Raw genomic sequence first — 18,053 nt, forward strand, 5'->3', positions numbered from 1 at the left:
TTATGTGCGAATTTGACGATAACAATATAGCAAAGTGCGTATTTAGTGCGTGTTTTAAAATGACAGATATTTAACTAAACTAATGACCAATTTAACCGACAACAAAAAGCAAAGAGAGCTTGTTATGCAACAGAATAATGGATTTAGTTTAACGACACGGATCATTCATATGATTGGTTTTGAGTTATTTGCAATTATCATTTTCGCCCCTGTAGCGGCATTGGTGTTAAATAAAAGCATTGTTGAGGTGGGTGTGTTGGGTGTACTTATCTCATTGATGGCGATGCTGTGGAATTTCATCTACAACTGGATGTTTGATCATTATGAGGCAAAGCTTGGCAAAGATCGCTTCAAGCGCAGTGCCATCACGCGCACAATACATGCATTATTGTTTGAATTGGGACTTTTAGTGGTAACGATTCCATTGGTTGCTTACTGGCTTAATATGACGTTATGGCAGGCGTTTATTGTTGATATCGGTTTTGTCGTATTCTTCTTGATCTATGCCTTTGTCTACAACTGGTTATTTGACTGTTTATATCTGCAATTATCGCGTAGAGCAATCGCCTAAGAAATTGAGTTAATCTCATGGATTTTAACCAGCTTTATCATATTATTTTCAACCTTTTTCACCTCGATAATAAACCCATTGATTTTAAGACAACAGTTGCCAATTGGGATTTCATGCAGTTCATCGATAATAAAGCCAGAGATGGTTTTAGCGCCTTGGGTTGGCAAATGCAGGTGCAAATGACGATTAATCTCACGAATGGTGGTATCTCCAGTGGTGCTATAAGTATTATCTTTACCTGTTTTAATATGGGTTTCAAGGTTGTACGTATCGGCAAATTCACCAACGATTTCTTCAATAATGTCTTCAACGGTAATAATGCCTTCAATCTCACCATATTCATTCACTACAGTGGCAAAACGCATGCCTTTTTGTTGGAAATTAATCAATTGGCGCTTAATAGAGATATGATCGGGAATATAGTAAGGCTCTTTAAGTAGCGCTAAAACATCTTCATAGGTGGGCGTGTCATCCGTGGCAATAAACTTTAATGCCTCGCGTGTGAGAATAATACCGGCAATATTCTCAATGTTTTCATAGCATGCGATCAAGATAGAGTGCTTTGCATGAACGATTTGGTGAATGACCTCAACAATATCAAGACTCAAGTTGATATATTCGATTTTATGATGTGGGATCATCACATCAGAGACTTTGATTTGATCAAGCTCCAACACACCTAAAAGCATATTTTTGTTTCGGGGTCCCAATTTACTTTTGGAGTCGTGGACAACCGAGTGAATCTCATCACTGCTTAATGGCTCAGCCGTTTCTTTGTGTTTTATTTTAAGTCCTACTAAACGAAATAACAGATTAGCAAAACCATTTAATAACCACACAAGTGGGTAAAATAAAACGAGCAAGATGAGTAGTAGAAAAGAAGCAGGGAAAGCCAACTGTTGCGGGAAAAGTGCCGCTAGTGTTTTTGGAATAATCTCAGCAAATAGTAGAATAATGATGGTTAATACAATGGTTGAAATAATCATGCCAATATGCCCAAAATGCTGCTCGGCATAGCTGGTTAAAATCGCTGAGGCAATGATGTTGGCAAAGGTATTGCCGACAAGAATCATGCCTAACAGGCGATCAGGGCGTTTAATCAGGTTTAAACTACGTTTGGCTGCTTTGTTCTTGCGTTTTGCCATGTGCCGCAATTTATATTTATTTAACGACATCATTGCAGTTTCAGACCCTGAAAAAAAAGCAGAGCATAAAATTAAAATGACCAAAAGAAGAAGTGTAAAGCTAAGATCCATGAGTTATTGGTTATATATTAAATTTATCACCCGGTTATCATAGCAATCAGCTGTGGGCAGCGCATTATTTTTATTGTTTTTTATTGCCAAAAATGAGCACTCGGGATGAGATTGATTCTGAGATTGGTCATCATAAGATTCTGATATTAATTTCTACTAAGAAACACTTAATTTAATCTAAAAATTCAAAAATATAATATGACTATTTAAATATCTGATTTTACGCTCTTGCTATTTAAGTTCATATTTTGACCCAAACAGTTATTTAATCCGACCCCGAGGAATATATATGATCAGCAAGAAATACAAATTACTCTATATTTTATCTGCGCTAAGCTTAACTGCCTGTGGGGGAGGTGGTGGTGGCGGTTCATCAGCGACGCCTGATACACCAACAATAGCAGCCAATGCCAAGCTTATGACGGATGTCTCGCGTCCATATATGAGTGATAAAGAAGCGATACTTGAAATGTCTATTGAAGTAGGAAGTATCAATCAAATGCTGTTACAGGCAGCTGATAATAAGAATGAGTTAGAAATATATTCAAGAGAGTTTGTGAGCACCAGTTCATCAAGTCATGCAATACACTTTGAGGAAATAAGCTCTGATCAGTCATGCCTTAGCAAAAAAATTCTGCAGCCTGCTGAGAACTGTATTGATCAGTGGAAAGTAAGTACTGTCAATCAAGAAGATCAATATCAAGGCAAGGTTGTCTATGGTACCAATCTTGGTAGCATTGAAGCGCCTGTGCAAATTGTTTTTAAGTCACCAACTGATCCAGTTTTTCAAAGAGATCGCTTTACGATTAGCTCGATTACTCCCATAGCAGTGGGCGAAACTACGAGTATCACTTTGAACAATAGCACTCAATATCCGATTAACTATCCCGTTATTGAATTTCCTAAAGGACTCAAACCATTTATCACTGATATGTCGACTGTGACAGAGATTAAAAGTGGTCAATCAGCCATTATTCGTTTTAAAATCATCGATAGTAAAGAAGCGCAACAGGCACTAAAAGCGGGGCAAGATGATCTTAATGCAAATAAAGAAGATGCACATTTAAAATACTCAAGTGCACGTTTTTCGACACAAGTTTATCAATTGCAACCAACAATTTATTTGAATGATTTAGTCATTCAAAAATCAAATGCTCAGAATTTTCGTGAGATAGATGGCAAGTTAGCGATGGATTTATCAATACTTAATGTCAGCCAAGACAGCATGACAAATCTTATAATTGATATTACAAAAGGTAGCCAATATATCACAGTAGATCATTCAAAATGCCATTTCCCATTACAAAAAAATAATAGCTGTATTGTGACCATTATGGTTGATCCAAGTATTTCAAGTACTTATGCTAGTGATTCAGTCTTTGATATAAATCTTAAGGTCAATGATCAAAGCAATAGGGAGCCAGGTTTAATTAGCTTTTTATTAGATATGAACGCAAATGTTGCTATTGGTCTTGAAAGTACTTTAGTTGCAGATCATGAGAATCAGATATATTTACAAAATAATAGTTTGATTCAATGGCTTCCATCATCTGATGTAGAAGACTATAAAATCATCGATGGAATGATGAATGATATCACCTCAGAATTTGTTATAGGCAATGGCGTTAAGTCACCTGATTGCTTAACCGCTCATACAATAGCTAAAAATACAGGATGTTATATTACTGTACTGCCAAATACTGATCAAACAGGGAAGCAACTTAAGTTGCATTTAGATCATTCTAATGTACAAAACGCAGCACTTTTGTTGCCGAGTTATAGCGCTAACGGCATTAGTGGTAATAATGCATTAACGCCTGCAACAGTAATTAAAGGACGTGATTTATCAATGTATTTTACGATAGCACCACCATCATCCAAAACATTTAAGGGTTTTGAAGTCGTTGGTCTATCAACTGCTACACAAGATATGAGTTATCCCAACAGTTGTAAACAAGGCGATATCGTCAATAGTGATCATCCTTGTCAGCTTAAAATTGATATTGCTGGAGATGAAATTGATGGCGAGAATTTTAAACCGCAATTAATCATACTCTGGCAAGATGGCACGCAATCAACTGCTGAGCTTAATATTGATATCGTTGATCCTACGCAACCAGGCGAAGATGTAAGCGGTTTGTCTGATATTAATCTTTTACAGTCGCAAACGAATTATGTTGATATTAATCAAGATGGCATACAGATATTTATTAAAAACACAACGGGTAAAGTATTATCAGCTTTAAATATACAGATGCTACCGCAATGGCTTAATGATTTAGTTGATGTAAGCCAGTTGCAGATGATCACACTTAGTCCAGATCAAGAAGCCATGCTTAACATCCCGCTTAAATCCGATAAATCAGCGAATGATCTAAGTGCTGCGTTAAGAGCACATCTGGATGAGATTACACATAATGATCATCAAGATGAAACGGGTGGTCAGGTAATACGCTTTAGTAGTAGTAACGCATTAGATGACTATTTTCCAAAGATTAAAGTGGATACCATTCCCTATTTTGATAGCGAAGGCTTTAATGATGAAAACAATAAGCAAACGCTAACTTATACGATGGTGTTTGGCAAACCTAATCAACAGTATATCGAGGTGAAAAATCCAACCAATTATCGTTATGATATAAATTTCTCAGAAAGCTTACCCAGTGGTATTACACGCGTGATGTCAGGCGCAATCAATGGGTTAACAAATTGTAGTGAGTTTCCAAGTTTATTAGCAGGGGAAAAGTGTGCTGTAGCATTGATAGCATCACCAAATGCAAATGTTATTGAAGGTGATCATCTTGATCTAAGCATGACACCTGCTGAAGGAGATGTGACAAGCACAACAACATTGCAGATGAGCTTTAAAGTGAACTATGTTTATGATATCACTTATCAAGCCGAGGGCAGTGCAATTGCAATACCATTATCAGGTCATAAGGTATATAACTTAAAATTAGTCAATAATGAACAAGGCATACAATGGGTTCCTTCAACGAATATTTCAGATTATATGATCAGTCATGACCAAGGCGTTAGTGGACTTAGCATTACTGCACCAACCATAATGCCAAATTGTACGGATGGATCTGCAGTTGCTACGGATGGCTATTGCTATATTGGCTTAGAGATTGATGAGCATGCTTTAACACAGTCAAACTATCAGCTAAGCCTTAAAATGGGCGAAAGTAATTTGGCACTTGATGTGTTGAATGTTGGACAAATATCAATTGTCGAATACGGCAAGGCAAGTGTTCAGTTAGTGCAAAATGGTCATAGCATTAATCATGTTGTGCGCGCAGGAGAAATCATTGATGTGGTGATTTCAGCACCTGAGAACTGGTACGCTTCTGTAGCGGATGATCAGCAATATAGTATCAGGGCAAACCATCCCGCTATTAGCTTTCCTCAAGGGAGCATGTGTATTCTTTCACAATCTGCACAAAGTACTGAGTGTAAAGTGCCTGTCCAGATCGACGAGGCGCTTCAAAGTGGTCATTATCTCTTGAAGATAATACCTGAACAGCAAACGATTCTACCTATTAATTTATCTGAGTTAGATTTGGGTGTTTCTTCAGTAAAATACACTTCGATTTCTAGTTTTAATAATCACGTTTGTGCACTCGATGACAAGGATAATGCTTATTGCTGGGGGCGTAATTTCAATGGTCAATTAGGATCAGGAGAAAGTTATGAGTATGCTTTAGAGCCTGTATCGGTTGTTTTAGGAGATGCATCAGCAGGAAATCAGTGGCAGAATATTGCGGTGGGATTCTATCATACTTGTGCACTTAATCAGCTTGGAGATGCGTATTGTTGGGGCTCTAATTACAAAGGAGAGCTTGGCAATGGTAGCTTTCAAGAGAGTAATACGCCCAAAGCACTTGCAAATGGCGAGATTCCACAAGGTGTCAAACTTACTGAAATGCAATCGGGTGCTTCATTTTCTTGTGCGCTAGCGACAGATAAGCATGTTTACTGTTGGGGTAATAACCAAAATGGTGTGTTAGGTGCTGGGATTACTAATCCAAATAAGACAGTGCCTGTAAGAGTTAATGAAAGCAATATAACGCCAGGTGCGCTGATTGAATCAATTTCTCTTGGAAATAACCATGCTTGTTTATTAACAGATACAAAAGAAGCTTACTGCTGGGGCAGTAATTACTATAAAGAGTTGGGCACTCAATTGCCAGTGAACACATCAAATACACCAATTAAAGTAAACCTTGAAGGCGTGAGTTTAAAAAGCATATACACGGGGCATTCTCATACCTGTGGCGTGAGTGATCATAATGAAACCTATTGTTGGGGTAATAATGACAGTGGGCAATTGGGTACTGGAGTGCCTCCATCTTTAGGTGAAGCTTTACCTAAAAAAGTAGAAAGTGGCTCAATGCCTGAAGGTGTGTATATAGAATCAATGGCATTGGGTAGCGCTCATAGTTGTGCCATTGCAAGTGATGATAAAGTCTACTGTTGGGGTGCGAATAGTAATGGTTTGCTTGGCAATGGCGTTGAAACGGGTAATTATGAAAATAAACCGATTGCGATTGTACAAGGAGATATTCCAGAAGGTGCACTTATGAGCTCAATCGTTGCCGGAAGTTCACATACATGTGTTCTTAGTATGGGGTATAGCTATTGTTGGGGGCGCAATACAAATGGTCAGCTTGGTAATGGTACGCTCAATAATAGCCTCATTCCTGCTGTTGGCAAATTGCCGATAGTCTAAACATTACAAAGTTAGAAAACGCCATACATTTACTGTTTATCAAATTACTTCAAAGATAATTAACATGCTTTAAAGGAGGGCTTTGTATGCTATGTTATGTTAATAAAAGAAAATTAAAACTCATTACTATTTTCTCATCGATGGTCTTGATAGGTTGCGGTGGAGGTGGTGGGGGTGAATCCTCTGATTCAATGCCGAATCCAACCCCCTCGACATCGCCAGATCCTGCACCAAATCCAACGCCTACACCAACGCCAACACCAACACCAACACCAAACCCTCAACCGGAGCCAGAACCAGAACCAGAACCGGAACCAGAACCTAAACCAGAGGTTATTCCAGAAGGGATAGCACAGCTTACAGCCACTCTTCATGAAGCACCGTCTGAGCCTAATGTGTTAGACAATGTTATGCTTGAGTTGACCAATGAAACTGGGCAAAAATTTAGCTATCCACTTGTGTATCTTGCCAATGGTGTCGAGATGCAAAGCGGGCGTTATAAGATATCTTCATATATGCTTGGTGAGAATAAGCATGAATATACGCTATCTCATGATCGGATTGAGTTATACCCAAATGATAATAAAACCATTGCAATTACATTTCAAAAGGTTGAACCAGAACCTGAACCAGAACCAGAACCTGAAGAAAGTGAGCATATTGCGTTAATGCCGTTTAAAGATGTGAGTTTTAACATGCTATGGTCAACTGTGCCACCACGATCCAATTTACAAGAAATTGCTGATGTTTCTAAACACTATGATTATGTGTTGGCATTTATTACGCAAAATGCATGGTCAGATAGTTGTTTTCCAGCATGGGGTGGATCTCCTGAGCTTGCTTTAGATAAAGCGCTTTATGTTAATGAAGTCAATTACCTTAAGAATCAAGGGGGACATATAGGGATTTCATTTGGTGGTGAAAATGGCAGTACTGTGGCAAGTAAATGTACGCTTAATGAGCTTATTACTGTTTATCAAGAAGCCATTAATACTTATGATCCTTTTATGATAGATTTTGATGTTGAAGGTGGTGCTTTAGGTGATACTGAGGCAAATAATAAGCGAATAGATGCTTTGCTTGCAATTAAACAAGCCAATCCGAGTATTAAGTTTTCATTTACCCTACCGGCAAATATTGATGGTTTCCCACCTTCTGCGATGCAAATCATACAGCGCGCAAAGGAAAAAGGGCTAGAGGTCTTTGAATGGAATATGATGACAATGGCATGGTATGCACAAAAACTCCAAGATAAGCCCATATCAGATAGTGTTATTGCTGCAGCTGAGAAGGGGTTTACGCAATTAAAGTCAATTTATCAAGAGGCATCAGATGATGAAATCTGGCAGATGATACGTGTCACGCCAAAGATTGGCGTTGATTATGATTACAGTGAGTTTTATCCACAAGATGCTTATGATTTGCAGGCATATGTCAAATTAAAGAAAATGGCAGGTATTTCATTTTGGTCAATGGATGGTGATCGTAATCAAAATAAAACAGGTGATTTAGGAGAGCATGCAAGCCCTGATTACTCAGGCGTGGAGCAAGCGCCTTATGATTTTACGCGTGCCTTTTTGGGTAAGCTGCCAATACCTACGCCAACACCTGATGAAATCAGTGTTAAATTTACTTTAAATGGAATTCCTTCCTTAGCAACAGGTAACTTGACATTGACAGATGCTAATAATCAAACATTGACATTTACGCTAGATCAGTTGCGATCTTCTGAAGGTATTGCCCTTAGCGAGGGTGCATATACGCTGCAATCATTGATTATATACAATGGTGTGAGTTATATTCTCTCGACACCGCAAATATCGATATCTCAAGGTATGTCATTACCTGCGACGATTGACTATACAGAAGTAGCTGCTAATGAGTTGGGTTATGTTAATATTTCACTGACTGGGTTGCCACAGGCTGCATCACAGCGGATGGTAACGGTTTATGATGCGCTTTATCGTGTTGTAATCAGTAAAAGTACCAGTAACTTTATGACAGAGTTTGAGTTGCCAGAAGGAATATATCACCTATCCTATGAGGGTTACTTAGATGAAGTAAATAAGCGCTACTATAGTACATCACAAACTGAGCAGGTGGTAATTGAAAAAGACAGCACAAAAAATTTGAGCATAAGCTATACCGCAGATAGTGTTTTTTATAAGGTTGGTGCGTATTATCCGGCATGGGGAACTTATGATCGAAATAATCAAATTCATGATTTGGATGCAAAAGATTTAGATGTGCTTTATTACGCCTTTTTAAACTTTGATAGCAATGGTAATGTCAGCTTAGGCGATAGTTATGCCGATATTGATAAGCGCTTTACGACTGAAGTGGTAACAGAGCATGGAACCTATAAGCCCGGAACATGGTCAGGGGAAGGATCAGACAAGCCTTTTTATGGTAATTTAGAGCGTATAGCACAATTAAAAGGTTTTGCTAAAGAAAAATACAATAACACGTTGATTGCCGTGTTTTCCATAGGGGGGTGGACTTGGTCAACGCATTTTGCAGAAGTCGCTAGAGATCCAGTAAAACGTGAGAACTTTGCCAATACAGCAGCGGCTTTAGTTCAAGCATATGATATGGATGGACTTGATTTAGATTGGGAATTCCCAGTATGGGGTGTACAAAATGCTTTTTTAAATGCAGCGCAAGCTGAGATTAAAGCCGCAGGGGCTAGTATTAGTGACGCGCAAAAGCAAGCCATTTATGATAAGCATTTGGCATATGAGGAAGCAGATAACTATGTTGAGCTCATCAAAGTGACACGTCAAAAACTCAATGAATTAGCCAATATTACAGGCAAACATTACCACTTAAGTATCGCAATTAATCAAGCACCCGATAATATTATCGTCAATAGCTACAGTAAGATGATGGATTATTTAGATTCAATTAATATTATGTCCTATGATGCTGCAGGGACTTGGGATCAAACGACGGGCAATCAAGCGCCACTCTCAGCTGCTGAAGGTTCTGATGCACCAAATTATACGACGACTAAAGGAGCATGGAATTTAATAAGCTCAGTTGCGGCATTAAATGCAGTAGGTGTTCCTAATAATAAGATTGTTGCTGGTATTCCTCTTTACGGGCGTCAATGGGTTGGGGTTGCCGAAGGTCAGAGCCATATCCCAGGCGTTTATCAAACCGGTAACGCAGGTAATGGCGAATGGGAAGTTGGCAATCTGGGGTATAACTGTATCATGGGTGGTACTTTCTCAGCGCAAAAGACGATAGAAGTTTGTCAAAGCTTTGAAGATACAGCCAGTGAATATACTTATATTCTGGTGCGTGATAATAATGAGGTGCTTAGAAGTGTCGGTAATTTTGGTGAAGTAACATCCTCTGGATATCGTGTTAGTGGCATCCTTTATCCCTTTGATAAAGTGATAGAAAGTTACTATTACAATCCGATAAGTAAAATGTTTATCACCTATGACTCGGCAACGATGGTTAACATAAAAGGTCAATGGATAAAACAACAAGGATTACAAGGTGGTATGTTTTGGGATACATCAGGCGATGTGCCAAATCCATCAACTAATTCAGATCCTTCTTTAATTGATACACTATCCCAGAGTTTCTCAGGTTAAATCCAGCATATAAAGTTCAGTATCAATAATTCAAATAGAGATATTAGGAAATCTAATTTTACTCAATCATTAATATAGTTCATATTTTGATCTGTAAAAACATCAATATTACCCCCCTTCAAAAAAACATTAGGAGAAATTATGAAATTTAATCTAAAGCATACCTCATTACTATTTTCATTAGCATTAATAGGCTGTGGCGGTGGTGGCGGTAGCAGCAGTGGCGATATGCCAATTCCAACACCTGTTAAAGCGCAATTGACAGCCGCAGAAGCAATTAAAGCACCCGCTGTTATTCAATCAGGTAAAACAACGGTTTTATCCTATACCGTGACGAATCCTGTTGTCGAGCAGGTGAAAATTGGGGCTATTGGTCAAAGAAGTAGTAATGCTTCAGTAGAAATTCAAGGCTTTGATGTGCCAGTTACTGATGGCGTTGAGTTGAATTATGATCTCAGTTTACCGCAAAACACTTGTTTTGATGAAAATGGACAAGGCAAAATGTTACCAGCAGGTGAGCAATGTCATATTGCTTTTTTAGCTAAGCTAAATGGTGCGATTGATCAAGAAACAGATAGGCATTTAGTCTTAGCCGTAAGAACATCAGATAATGCAGAAGATTTGCAAATTAATAAATCATTAAAGTTTGTTTCTCAACATGATGCACGCTTAATTGATTTAACTGATTCAATCACAACAAGCCGTTATCTTAAACCGGGCTCGATGGTTACAGTCGATGTGCGAAATAATACATCAGCAACAATTAATGCTCTAAATATCCAATTGCCAGAATGGTTAAAGGATATTGCTTTAAATATTTCCGCTGCGCAGATAGATGAATTGCATGTCGGTGATAGCTTTAGTTTTAGTTTTAATTTAGCGATTGATCAGAAAACGATAGATGCGCTTACTAAGCATCAAGATGATCCCGTTGATATTATGATTGAAGCGGCAAATGCCAAAGATACACATGCTATTGATCTAGAAGTTACTACTTCGATTGTCGATAGTAATGATGTTGCTTTTCAACAGCCTGAAATGCAGACAGTAACTTATACTAATAACACCGATACGGTTTTAACGATTAACTCTGTTACACTTGAAAATATTGCAGATAATAGTGTTGTGATAGAAGACAATAATTGTCAAGAAACCCTAGCAGCCCATGCGTCTTGTCGCGTGCTGCTAAAAGCAGGTGATAATGCAAGGGTAAAGGATTATGCGCAACCTGCTCACATTGTTTTTGATTACTCAACAGAGCATGGCGCTAAATTAAGTTCTCAAAATGCCATCAATATCAATCCAGTGAATGTTTCTATTGAGAAAGATGTTCATGCTAAGCAAGGTGAGACTTTTGAGGTTAATATTACCAATGATGGTCCTTTTACAGCAGAGCTTCCTGACATGTCACATTTTAATATTATGCAAGACAATAAGAACATAGCGGGTTTAACACTTGATCCTCTATCGAATTGTTTTAATACAGCGCTTGAAGTAGGTCAATCATGTCAGGTTAAAATACACGCCGCTGAAGATATTACACCCGATGGGTATTTATTGCATATAGATCAAAGCAATAATTTGATTTCTGATGTTAATGAGTCATTTTATATCAATGATGCTGATGCAAGCATTGTTGTTGAAGCCTTTGACAACTATGATCATTCAAATATGGGTTATATTAAACTGGTCAACAATGGTGAAGTTGACATTAAAAATATAGGGCTTGATCGCACTTATTTGCCTGAGAATGTTGAGTTATATAACGGTAGTAATGGTACTTCAAGCCACGGTGCAACATGGTGTACTGCTGAGCTTTGCCCAAATTATTGTGAGGTGAATGATGGGGTATTTAGTCTTGCGGTAGGGGAATCTTGTCATCTATATATGTTTAGCTCAACGGATGTGAATATAGCACAGGCACAGCTAACGATTAATGCACTTGGTCAAGACTATGGGTTTAATCTAACAAGAAAGACAGCACTTTATGCGGACACCCCAAATGCAACACACTCTGATCACAAGCTTTATCAGTTTATGGGCGATAGGATTAGCCATAAAGAAGAAAAAATAGTAAAACATTTGCATACAGCAGGAACCATAGAACAATATTATTGGCTTGAGAACGATCCTGATCATAATACACTGGCTGTTGTTGTCATTGATAAGTCACTTAATGATAGAAGAACTATTGAACTGCTTAAAAATATTGGTGGGACTTGGGTTAATCTTAACTTTCCGAGTAACCAGTATGTTTATCTTGGTATTAGAGCCATATTTAGTCCAACAGGTGAGCTTCAAGTTATCGTTGTAAATTCTTCAGAAGAAATTATAAGAGTTATCGGGAAACCAACAGCGTCAGGCTATACATGGCATGAAGATTATAATGAACCTGCAACCAGTATAAATAGCCATACTGATTTAAAAATATTAATGGATCAACATAGTAACTCTTATACAATTAGATTTGATAGCGATTATGAGTCTGGCGGCTTTATAAAAATTGGATCTAATTTTGATGATACGGATTTATATGTATCACAAGGATTACTAAAGCATAGTCTCTACTTTGCTCAAGCTGATTATATGGCAGTGATTGATGCACCCGATACGGATTCACATAGCATTAATTTCTTTAACCATCAAAGTAAGCCTGTGGAAAGAGATGGAAATATTGTTATCAATCATCCTGATGCATCTTATTTAATGCCAAGTCATTACAAAGAAATTTATTCAGTACTTGCCATTCCCAATGCGATGTCTTTCTATGCTTTAGTTGATGCTGGACATAGCAAAAAAGAAATTGTTCAGTGTGATATTGATTATGAGCATGGGCATTTTGGTGATTATTTACATTGTCGTGAATTGACTGAAATCCCAGATGCAGCGGCGAGTGCAAAAACATTGAAACTAATTGATAACAAGTTGGTTTTAATTGGTACAAAGGTAAAAAAAGAAGCACCACGCTCAAATAAATTCTCAATCTTTGAGTATGCCGACAAACAATGGACTGAATTAAGTTATCTATCAGCAGATTTTAGCGAAGGCTATCAAATATCTGAGTTAGGGTATCAATATTATTATCCGATCGTACAACACGACTAGAACATTAATTATTGGGGTTACGCATTTTTTCTATTTCAACACCCTGCCTCACAAGCTCGGCACCCCTCTTGCAAAGAGGGGAATTTGGCAACAGTGGTTTTATATTCCCCTCTTTGCAAGAGGGGTGGCAGCCGTAGGCTGACGGGGTGTTTATAAAATCATAGTTTTTCCTAAAAGTGCGTAACTCCAGTTAATTATCAAATCCTCAAATATTTCTATTAAAAGAATTGATTTTACGACATCTTCAAATCAGATCATATTACACATCATAAAAGATCATTATTTGCATCAAATACTTTGAGATCCACAAACGGAGGATTCCATGTCAAAATTTAATTACAAAAGTTTATACCTTATCTCATTAGCAACGGTTTTAAGTGCCTGCGGGGGCGGTGGTGGCGGTGGAGGATCTTCCGATCCTTCACCTACACCTGATCCAGTAGTTGGTGTTCAACCAAAACTTGCTGTAGCGAGTAATATGTCTGAGGTGTATATGAGCGATAGCAGTGCTATGCTTGAGATGCAGTTTATGGTTGAGGATGTCAATCATTTGCAAGTCAAAGCAGCCAGTCAAAATACGCATTTAACTATTTTAAGCAAAGAAGTGGTTAAAACAAGCTTAGATGATAGTAGTGTAACGATAACAGCAGTTGATAATAGCAGTTGTGTGATTAATAAAGAAATGGCAATGGGTGAGTCCTGTCGCGATACGTGGAATGCGTCAACCTCTGAAGAATCGGATCAGTTTGAAGGTAAAATTATTTATAACACAAATGTGGGAAAGGCAGAGGCAGAGATTAAGCTCACCTTTAAATCACCAGATGATCCTGAGTTTAATCTCGATAAATTTAATATTACCGATATTTCACCTATAGGTACGGGCATGCAAAGCAATGTGACAATCAGTAATGCCACCGCTCGTGCGATTAATAATCCTGAGATTATCTTTCCAGCCGTCATTGACAGCTACATTAAAAATATTCAAGCACCGACAGAGATAAAAAGTGGTCAAAGTGCCAAAATAAGCTTTGAAATGGAAGACTCACAAGCTGCCCTTGATGCATTAAAACAATGGCAAAATGATATGAGTGCTCATAAAGTAGGCTCAAGTATTGAGTATAGAAGTGCGCGTTTTCCAGTACAAGCTTATCAGTTGCAGCCTGTTATCTATCTAGGTTCTTTATCTTTAGAGGTTAATACGCTAAGCAAGTTTACTGAGGTTAACGGTAAACTTGAGGCAACTGTTTCTGTATTAAATGTCAGTGGTCAGGATATTGCAGGCATTGATACAACGATGGTGCAGGAGGAAAGTGCAATAACAATTGATACAAGTAGTTGTAGCTTCCCATTATCTGCAAATAATAGCTGTTTACTGAGAGTGATCATTGATCCTGACATTGCCAAAGGCGATGTAACACAACAGCATGTTAATATTACGCTGAGCACACCTGATGTGATTCATCGTGATCACACGACGTTAGCGATTAATATTGATAGCAAAACTGAGGTGGCATTATCAACAGAAAGCACTTTGCTTGCCAATTATAATAATCAAATAGCCTTATCAAATACGCGCTTAATCAACTGGGTTGTCTCAAAGCATATTGACGATTATCGAATTGTTGATGAAGCGGGTAATGATGTGACATCACGATTTGAGTTAAGTGGTGGTATCAAAGCGCCATCATGTTTGACGGTAACTTCTTTATCTAAGGGGCAAAGCTGCTATTTAAGCGTCAAACCTTTAGCGAATGAAACTGGCAAACGCTTATTTTTAAAGTTATTAAATACCAATGCCAATCAAACACACAATATCACCTTGCCGGATTACAGTGATAGTGGTGTATATCCAAGTGTGGATTTAAATCCCGATACCGTTGTCAAAAATAAAGATCTATCGCTTTATTTTACAATCGCGCCACCAGTTAATAAGACTTTTGTCGGTTTTGAATTGGTTGGTGTTAATAAGGTTACTCAAGATGTGGCTTACCCTAATAGTTGTATTAGTGGTGCGCTAGTAAGTGCTGATAACCCTTGTCAATTAAAACTTGATATCTCAGGTGACGAGGTTAATACGTCACATTTTAATCCGGAGCTTATTATCCATTGGCAAGATAGTACACAGACAACGACTGACATTGATATCAAAGTGGTTGATCCGACTCAGCCAGGCGAGGATGTCAGTGGTTTAGCAGATTTATATCAGTTAGATGCTGCGTTTAATTATGTTGATATTAATGTAGATAATATTGTGATTTACATTAGAAACACAACGGGGAAAGTCTTATCTAATTTTCAGGTGGAGATTTTACCAAATTGGTTGAGTGAATTAATCGATACGTCGTCATTAACACCGATGACACTTGCTAATCATCAAAACGTTGCCGTCACATTACCGTTAAAATCCGGTAAAACAGCAAATGATTTAGTCGCTGTGTTAGAGAGTAACATGTCGGATTTAGCCAATAATGCTCAAACTGGCGTTGATGGTGGAAAAGTAGTACGTTTTACAGCAAGCAATTCAGTGAATGACTATCGACCAGAATTAACCGTTGACACCTTCCCGCATATTGTGACGCCATCAAACGAAACAGTTGAGCAAAGTTTAAATCAGGTCATGGTATTTGGTAAACCGAGTATAAAGCATATTGTGATCAATAATCCAACGAGTGATCAATACACTATGAGCTTTGATCAATCTTTACCAATAGAGAGTATTGTACGTGTGACTACTGGCGGGATTAATGGCTTAGCAAACTGTAGTGAGTTTACTACCTTATTAGCGGGAGAAAGTTGCGCACTGATAGTAGAAGCCAAAGTTGATGCCTATAACACACCAGGTAGTTATCTAGATGTTATTATGACACCGATAAACTCGCCAATAACAACACAGACAAAGCTGCATATTAAACCACAGATTAATTATGTTTATTTTGTGAGCTACGAGCCAAGTGAGCAAGCGATTGAAATTCCTTATGCAGGTGATAAACACTATGATTTACAGATGTATAACGATGAAATCTATATTCATTGGCTACCGTCAACAGATTTATCAGACTATGTCATCTCGCATAAAGATGGGGCAGCAGGTTTAACCATAACCACACCAGAGCAAACACCAAGTTGCCTTGATGGTGCGCCAGTTGCGAGTAATGAATACTGTTATATTGGTTTATCCGTTAACGACACCGCAGTATCAAGGGATGATTATGATTTAACGTTAAAAATGGGGCAGAGCAATCTCGCTGTAGATAGTGTTGATATCTCTTATGTTGCAATTGTTGATCATGGTGTGGCAAGTGTCAGTGTAGAGAAAGGTGCTCAAGTGATTAGCAAAGTAGTACCAAACAGTAGTGTTGACGTCGTCATTAGACCTCCTCAAGGTTGGCAGGATCAGGTAACGGCTGATCAAAGTTATACAGTCACAGCAAATAATAGTGGTATAACTTTTCCTAAAGGTAATCAGTGTACCTTATTAAGATCTCAGCCAGAGGCAGCGTGCAGGGTTGAAGTACACATTGCAGAGGATATGGCGGTTGGGGAATATGAGTTAACTATAGTGCCAAATACAGCTACAACGGTACCTTTGTCGGAAGCGGTTGTCATTAAAGCTTTGCAGGTGATTAATGAGCAATTCCAGCAGATTTCTCTTGGGCAATTTGGAAGTTGTATGCTTAACTCGATTGGTCAAGCTTATTGTTGGGGGAGCGACGCTTATGGTTTTATTGGCGATGGTACTCCGGATCAAGACAAATATCAGCCAACTCCAGTAAACATGCCAGATAGCGTAGCATTTACTTATATAAGATCTTTGTCGAGTAGTTCTTGTGCATTAGGTGATGATAATAACGCCTATTGTTGGGGGGAAAATCACAATGGTCAATTAGGTGATGGTAGTACTACTAGTAAGTATCAACCGAATTTAGTGAAAATGCCTAATGGGGTAAGCTTTACGGCTGTATCCCTTGGATATACTCATGCTTGTGCCTTGGGTGATGATAATAACGCTTATTGTTGGGGGAGAAATTACTATGGTCAATTAGGTGATGGTAGCACTACTGATAAATATCAACCGACTTTAGTGAAAATCACAAACGGTGTAAGTTTTACTGCGATATCTGTTGGCTCTTCTCATGCATGTGCCTTGGGTGATGATAATAACGCTTATTGTTGGGGTAGAAATGACTATGGTCAATTAGGCGATGGTAGCACTATTAGGAAGCTCCAACTCACCTTAGTGACAAAGCCAAATGGCGTAAGTTTTACGACGATATCTGCTGGCCCTAATCATGCTTGTGCTTTAGGCGATGATAATAACGCCTATTGTTGGGGTAGGAATGACTATGGTCAATTAGGTGATGCTAGCACTATTCATAGGCATCAACCCAATCCAGTAAAAATGCCAGATAGCGTATCATTTACTGCTATAGAATCTCAAATGAATGGTTCTTGTGCTTTCGGAAATAACAATAAGACATACTGTTGGGGTATGAATGACTATGGTCAATTAGGTAATGGTAGCACTACTAATAAGTATGAGCCGACATTAGTGAGAATGCCTAATGGGGTAAGCTTTACGGCTATTTCCATTGGATGGATTCATGCTTGTGCCTTGGGTGATGATAATAACACCTATTGTTGGGGGGATAATCGATTTGGTCAATTAGGTGATGGTACAAAAAATAATTCATCTATCCCTGTCGCCGTTAAAATGCCGGAATAAGTAAAAATCCCTTTTCTTTAATCACCGACTAAACCTATCAATCACTGACATCACACACTTT

Annotated in this window: 6 protein-coding genes; 5 read left to right on the plus strand and 1 reads right to left on the minus strand. The window is 38.3% G+C overall.

The features are described 5' to 3' along the window. Positions 1 to 124: 124 nt before the first annotated feature. Positions 125 to 571 (plus strand): PACE efflux transporter, encoded by a 447-nt coding sequence (locus NYP54_RS00690; RefSeq protein ID WP_283156719.1) that lies wholly within the window; start codon positions 125 to 127, stop codon positions 569 to 571. Here the strand turns inward: NYP54_RS00690 and NYP54_RS00695 are convergent. Continuing rightward, on the minus strand, positions 568 to 1,827 hold the full coding sequence (locus tag NYP54_RS00695) for a CNNM domain-containing protein (protein ID WP_283156720.1): 1,260 nt from the start codon (positions 1,825 to 1,827) through the stop codon (positions 568 to 570). The genes NYP54_RS00690 and NYP54_RS00695 overlap by 4 nt on opposite strands. Before the next feature lie 289 nt (positions 1,828 to 2,116). Here NYP54_RS00695 and NYP54_RS00700 point away from each other — a divergent pair, with 289 nt between their 5' ends. The 4 genes from NYP54_RS00700 (at position 2,117) to NYP54_RS00715 (ending at position 17,992) form a co-directional block, all read left to right on the plus strand. Then, positions 2,117 to 6,559: a hypothetical protein gene (locus NYP54_RS00700; protein ID WP_283156721.1), complete on the plus strand. Its 4,443-nt coding sequence runs from the start codon at positions 2,117 to 2,119 to the stop codon at positions 6,557 to 6,559. An 86-nt stretch (positions 6,560 to 6,645) separates the two neighbouring features. Further along, positions 6,646 to 10,164, plus strand: a complete 3,519-nt coding sequence (locus NYP54_RS00705) for a glycosyl hydrolase family 18 protein (protein ID WP_283156722.1) — start codon at positions 6,646 to 6,648, stop codon at positions 10,162 to 10,164. Between the two features lie 141 nt (positions 10,165 to 10,305). Further along, positions 10,306 to 13,269 carry a hypothetical protein gene (locus NYP54_RS00710; RefSeq protein WP_283156723.1) on the plus strand — a complete coding sequence of 988 codons (2,964 nt, stop codon included), beginning with the start codon at positions 10,306 to 10,308 and terminating at the stop codon, positions 13,267 to 13,269. A gap of 322 nt (positions 13,270 to 13,591) precedes the next feature. Then, entirely contained in the window at positions 13,592 to 17,992 is a 4,401-nt protein-coding gene (locus NYP54_RS00715) for a hypothetical protein (protein ID WP_283156724.1), read from the plus strand. The last annotated feature ends 61 nt before the right edge of the window (positions 17,993 to 18,053 follow it).

Origin of the sequence: Cysteiniphilum sp. QT6929 (genome assembly GCF_030035755.1) — a bacterium.
Classification (GTDB): Bacteria; Pseudomonadota; Gammaproteobacteria; order Francisellales; family Francisellaceae; genus Caedibacter; species Caedibacter litoralis.